Origin of the sequence: Micromonospora sp. WMMD1219 (assembly GCF_049315215.1) — a bacterium.
GTDB classification, from domain to species: Bacteria; Actinomycetota; Actinomycetes; order Mycobacteriales; family Micromonosporaceae; genus Micromonospora; species Micromonospora tulbaghiae.
In genome coordinates this window covers 4,402,663-4,408,851 of sequence record NZ_CP186057.1, presented here as the reverse complement: position 1 = coordinate 4,408,851, position 6,189 = coordinate 4,402,663, and the positions used below count along the sequence as shown (strand labels likewise).

The following is a 6,189-nucleotide window of genomic DNA, read 5'->3' as shown; positions in this document are numbered from 1 at the left end:
ACCTGCCTCCGGTTCGCTGGTCAGTCGGTGGTGACGAGTTGCAGTCGCAGCAGGGACGCCGTGAGTGGCTCGCCCGCGTCCGGCCGGGCCGGGGGTGGCGCCCCGGCCGGCGCCTCGCCGTCGAGCCACAGCCGCCGGCGGCGGAACACCGGCCGGGGCAGCGGCGCCCGGCGGACCGGCCCCGGTGGCGCGCCACTGAGCACGAGGTGGGCGTTGGTGCCGCCGAGACCGAACGAGCTGACGCCGGCCACGCGTTCGGATCCGGCGGGCCAGCCGACCGGTTCCGTGGTGGGGTGCAGCGGCGAGCGGTCGAAGTCGAACCGCGGGTTCGGGGTGTCGCAGAACAGCGTCGGCGGGATCGTGCCGTGTTCCAGGGCGAGCGCCACCTTGAACAGCCCGGCCATGCCGGCGGCGCTGAGCAGGTGGCCCAGGTTCGACTTCACGCTGCCGATCTCGATCCGGCCGCCGGGCCGGTCGCCGAAGACGTCGTTGAGGGCGCGCAGCTCGATCGGGTCGCCGATGAGCGTGCCGGTGCCGTGGGCCTCCAGCATCGCGATGTCGGCGGGACGGCGGCCGGCGGCGGCCAGCGCCTGCCGGACCACGTCGGCCTGGGCGGCGGGACTGGGGGTGGTGACGCCCATGGTGTGCCCGTCGTTGTTCACCGCGACGCCGTCGATCACGGCGTGGACGCGGTCGCCGTCGGCGAGCGCGGCCGCCAGCGGTTTGAGCAGCACCACGCCGCAGCCCTCGCCGGGTACGAAGCCGTCGGCGCGTTCGTCGAACGTCCAGCACCGGCCGGTCGGGGACAGCGCCCGGGCGGCGCTCAGATCGAGGTACGTCTCCGGGTCGAGCAGCACCTCGACGCCGCCGACGACCGCCAGCTCCGACTCCCCCGCGAGCAGGCTGCGGCAGGCGACCTGCACCGCGACGAGCGACGACGAGCAGGCGCTGTCGACGACCAGGTTCGGGCCACGCAGGTCGAAGTGGTGCGCGACGCGGGCGGCGATGAAGTTCTGGTCGGAGCGCAGGACGTCGGTGCGGATCGGGACGCGCCGGCCGTAGTCGGACAGCCGCGCTCCGGCCACGACGGCGACGCGCCGGCCGCGCAGTTCGTCCGGGGCGTACCCGGCCTCCGCGAGGCACTCCGCGGTGCCCTCCAGGAACATCCGGATCGCCGGGTCCAGACAGCGGGCCTCGTCGTCGCCCATGTCGAAGTAGCCGGGGTCGAACCACTCGATGCCCTCGACGAAGCCGCCCCACTTGCTGATCGACCGCCCGAGGCCGGGCTCTGGCGAGTACCAGCGGCGGTGGTCCCAGCGCTCGGCCGGCACCTCGGTGACCGCGCAGCGCCCGTGCAGCAGGTTGTCCCACAGCGTCGCGACGTCGGTCGCCCCCGGGAACCGGCAGGCCATGCCGATCACGGCCACCCGTCCGTCCAGGTCCGCCCGCGTCCGGCCGCCGGCCGCCTGCGCCGCCGTCGGCACAGGCTCATCGACGGGTACGGGCGCAGTCACGGGTACGGGCGCCGTCACCGCTTCGGGTGAGGTCACCGCCTCGGGCGGAGTCACGGGTACGGGCGCGGTCACCGGTTCGGGCTCGGGGGGCGCGGCCTGCACGCCGAGGTGGGCGGTGAGCCGCTCCAGCGTGGGGTGCAGCAGCAGCGTCGCCGGGTCGAGGTGGGTGCCGAGCCGCTCCTCGATGCGCACCAGCAGCTCGCCGAGCAGCACCGAGTCCACGCCCAGGTCGCCGAACTCGACGGTCGGGTCGAGGTCGCGCTCCGGGATGCCCAGCGCCGCCGAGAAGATGCCCACGAGCCACCCCGGCGGAGCCGCCGGCCCGCCCGACGCCACCTCGGCCGAAACCGTGCCCGTAGTCAGGGCCGGCGCAGTTCCCGTGACCGGGGCCGGAGCCGAACCTGGTGCCGCGCCCGTAGCCACGGCCGACGGCGAGGCCGAGGCCGAGGACGGGGCCGGCGCCGAGGACGAGGCTGGGATCGAGGACAAGGCCGGGGCTGAGCCCGGGGCGGGCGTACCGGCGGGCGGAGCGCCGGTCGTGGCGGTGGGTGCCGCCGGCGCCGGACGGCGCGGGCGCAGCCGCAGCAGGGCGTCCGGGTCGGGGGCGTCGCCGAGCGGCGGGCACGGCAGCACCACCGCACCGGCCGGCAGGGCGAGCACGCGGTCGACGACGCGTAGTCCGGCGGCGTCGTCCAGCGGGGCGAGCCCGGCCGGCGCGCACGGGTTGGGGCGGCCGCTCGTGGACCCGGTCTGTGCCCACTGCGGCCAGTCGACCGAACGGAACTCGGTACGGCCGGCGGCGATCCGCGCGCGGACCAGCTCGTCGACGGCGATGTTCGCGGCGGCGTAGTCGGAGACCCCGGCGGCCAGCCCGGTCACCGTGGCGCACACCGAGGAGAACACCAGGAAGAAGTCGAGCGGGTCGGCGGCGCACAGCGGCGCCAGGGTCTCGAAGCCGTCCAGTTTGGGCGCCATCACCGCACGTACGTCCGCCAGGTCCTTGTGCAGGAACGCCGGGTTGCCGCGGCTCTCCACACCGGCGCAGTGCACGACGCCCCGCAGCGGGCCGAGTTCGGCGCGGACCTGCCGCAGGAACTCCTCGACACCGGGGAACCCGCCGGCGTGCTGGAGCACGCGCACGCCGCGGGCGCGCAGGTCGTCCGCGACCCCGGTGTCCGCGTGGACGCCGACGAGGGCGATCGACCGGGCGCCGTGCGCGGCCAGGTGCCGGGCGACGAGCGCGCCGACGCCCCGGGTGCCGCCGGTCACCAGGTACGCCCCGGCCGGGTCGCACCGCAGCGGCGCATGGGGCGCCGGTACGAGGTCCAGGCGCGGCCGGAAGCGCCGGCCGCCGGCGTACCGGACCTCGCCGTAGGCGTCGGCCCGTACCCATTCGGCCAGGATCCGGGCGGCGAGGTCGGTGTCGTCGCCGGGACGGTCGGTGTGCAGCACGGTGGCGGTGACGCGGGCGTACTCGGCGCCGAGAATCTTGACGAAGCCGGCCGTGCGGACGTCGTCGACGGCCGTCTCCAGGATCCGCAACGGCGTGGTGGGACGCTCGGCCAGCAGCCGCTGCACCATCCGTACCCGGGTCTCCCAGCCGGGTCCGCCGGGCAGGCCGACCAGTCCGCCGACGCCGGGCACGCGGGACAGCACGGCGGCGAGGTCCGCCACGTCGTGCACGGCCAGGCCGCCGAGGCGGGCGACGAGATCGGGACTGCCGCCGACGCACAGCATCACCCCGGCCACCGGCGACACGGCCGGTCCGGGATCGGGGTCCGGTTCCCACCCCTTGGCGTAGAGCGGCACGTCCGCGGCCGGCGCGGGCTCGACGACCGGCGTCGGCGTCGCCGCGACGTCCGGCGACGCCCCGACTGCCGGCGACGCCCCGACTGCCGGCGACGCCCCGACTGCCGGTGACGCCCCGACTGCCGGCGTCGGCACGGCGGCCGGCGACGGCACGGCGATCGGCGTCTGCGTGCCGGAGGGCCCGGCACCGGCCGGTACGTCCTCGGGCACCCAGCACCGCATGCGAGCGAACGGATACGCCGGCAGGTCCACGACGATGCGGCCCGGCTCGTGGAGCGCGGCCCAGTCGACGGCTCCGCCGTTCACCCAGTGCCGGGCGAGGTCGGTCAGGCTCGCCCCGGCCGGCGGCGCGGCGTCCGGGTCCGGTGCCGCGGGGGCGCGCCCGCGCAGCACGGCGGGGTCGGTGCGGTAGGCGGCGAGGCGTTCGCACAGCGTCGCGACGTCCTCGACCACGACCGCCAGCCGCTGCCGCAGCGGCTCCCGGCCGATCTGGAGCGTGTAGGCGATGTCGGCGAGGGCCGGCCCGTCGTGCGCCAGCAGCGCTGCGGCGTGGTCGGCGGCCGAGCCGGCATGCTCCCCGGCGGCGATCCGCCGGACCGCCGCGACGAGGTCCGCCGTGCTCGGTCCGCGGTCCCGGCGCAGGTACGCCACGAGCCGTCGCACCACCTCGTCGAGGCGGTCCTCGTCGTAGGCGGACAGGACGACGAGCTGCGGTCCGGGCGGCGCGACCGGCCGGGTACGGGCGGGTGGCGCGGCGACGATCGCGTGGGCGATGGTGCCCCCGGCGCCGAACGAGCTGACGCCCGCGACCCGGGGACCGGTCCACTCGGCCCGCTGCCGCTGCACCCGGAACGGCACGGCGTCCCAGGGGATGTTCGGATTGAGTTCGTCGGCGTGCAGCGACGGCGCGAGCACGCCGTGCCGCAGTTGCAGGATGACCTTGGTGAGACCGGCGAGCCCGGCGGCGGCCTCGGTGTGCCCGATCGTCGACTTCACCGAGCCGATCGGGATGCCGCCCGGCGGCAGGTCGGTCCCGGCCGCGTCCCGGTACGCCCGGGTCAGGCCGTCGATCTCGACCGGGTCACCGAGTGCCGTGCCGGCGCCGTGCGCCTCCACGTAGCCGATCTCGGCGGGTCCGGTGCGGGCGTCGCGCAGCGCCCGCCGTACCACGTCGGCCTGCGCGACCGGGCTGGGCACGATGTAGCCGTTCGTCCGTCCGGCGTGGACGACCGCGGTGCCGCGGATCACGGCGTGCACCGGGTCGCCGTCGTCGAGCGCCCGCCGCAGCGGCTTGAGGATCAGCGCGCCGACCCCCTCGGCCGGTACGAACCCGTCGCCGCCGGCGCCGAAGGTCCGGCTGCGCCTGTCGCTCGCGGTGAGCTTCATCCGGTGCTGCTGGATGAACTTGTTCGGGTGCAGCGACAGGCTCACGGCGCCGGCCACCGCCAGTTCGGCGTCGCCGCGCCGCAGGCTCTGCACGGCGAGGTCGAGCGCGACGAGCGCGGAGGAGCACATCGTGTCCACGGTCAGGCTGGGGCCGTGCAGGTCGAAGCAGTACGACACCCGGTTGGCGATGCCGCCGAGCGTCGCGCCGGAGTCCTGCGGGACGCCGCGCAGGGTCCGCTCCGCCCCGAACAGCGGGTACTCGTTCCACATCGCGCCGGCGTACACGGCGACCGAGGAGTGGTGCCGCTCCCGGAGCCGGGCGCGGGTGTACCCGGCGCTCTCCAGCGCGGCCCAGGTCACTTCGAGGAACAGCCGCTCCTGCGGGTCCATCAGGGCGGCGTCGCGGGGGGTGATGCCGAACAGCAGCGGGTCGAACCGGTCGACGTCGTCGAGGTACCCGCCGTCCATGAGGTGGGTCGGCCATCCCGGTCGCGCGCGCTCCGGCGGGTGCGGGGTGACGCAGTCGCGGCCGCCGGCGAGGTTGTCCCAGAACGCGTCGAGGTCGGGCGAGCGCGGGTAGCGTCCCGCGACGCCGATCACCGCGATCTCCGTGTCGCGCTCCTCCCCCGGCTCCCGCTCCGCGGCGACCGCCGGGGCCGGCACGACGGCCGTGGCCGGCACGACGGCCGGGGCGGGCGGTGTGTCGGGTGCGGCGGAACCGGTGGGCACCGCGGGTGCGGCGGCGGGTTCGGCGGACTCGGCGGGAACCGCCCCGGCGGGCGCGGTGCGGCCGGCGGCCGCCAGCGCCGCGGCGACCTCGGCGAGCGTGGCGTGCTCGAAGAACAGCGTCCGCGACCGTTCCCCCAGGTCGCTCTCCAGCCGGGCGGTCAGCCGCGTGACGAGGAACGACGACAGGCCCAGCTCGGCCAGCGGCAGGAGCGGGTCGACGGACTCGGCGGGCAGGCCGGACACCTCGGCGTACACCTCGACCAGGTAGGCCCGCAGCGACCCGGCCGGGTCGCGCGGAGGTGCGGCGGGCGGGGCCGGCGGCGCCGCACCGAAGGGGTAGCCGGGCAGCGGCACCCGCGGGCGTGGTCCCGGCCAGTACCGCCGCCAGTCGACCAGGCCGCCGCCGACCCAGTCCGCGGCGGCGTCGGCGTCGGTCGGCGCGGCGGCCGGCGCGAACGGCGCCCCGGCGACGCCGTGCAGCACCCCGTCGCGGGCCTCGCCCCGCAGGTAGGCGTCGAGTCCGCCGACCAGCTCCGCGACGCTCGCGCACCGCACGGCGAGCCGGTGCGGCAACGGCATCCGGCCGACCTGCGTGGTGTACGCCACGTCGGCGAGGTCGAGCGCCGGCTCCGTGGCGGAGACGTGCTCGCGCAGCCGGTGCGCGGACCGGCGTAGCCGCTCCGGATCGGCGGCGGAGAGGACAACGGCGTGGGCTGGATCGGTCTGTTGCTTCACGGCACCTGCCCGCCTG

The 6,189-nt window shown here is 76.7% G+C and carries 1 protein-coding gene; it reads right to left on the bottom strand.

Annotation, left to right across the window (positions count from 1 at the left end):
- Nucleotides 1-20: 20 nt before the first annotated feature.
- Entirely contained in the window at nucleotides 21-6,173 is a 6,153-nt protein-coding gene (locus ACN27C_RS20840; RefSeq protein WP_422747519.1) for an SDR family NAD(P)-dependent oxidoreductase, read from the bottom strand.
- Between the last annotated feature and the right edge of the window lie 16 nt (nucleotides 6,174-6,189).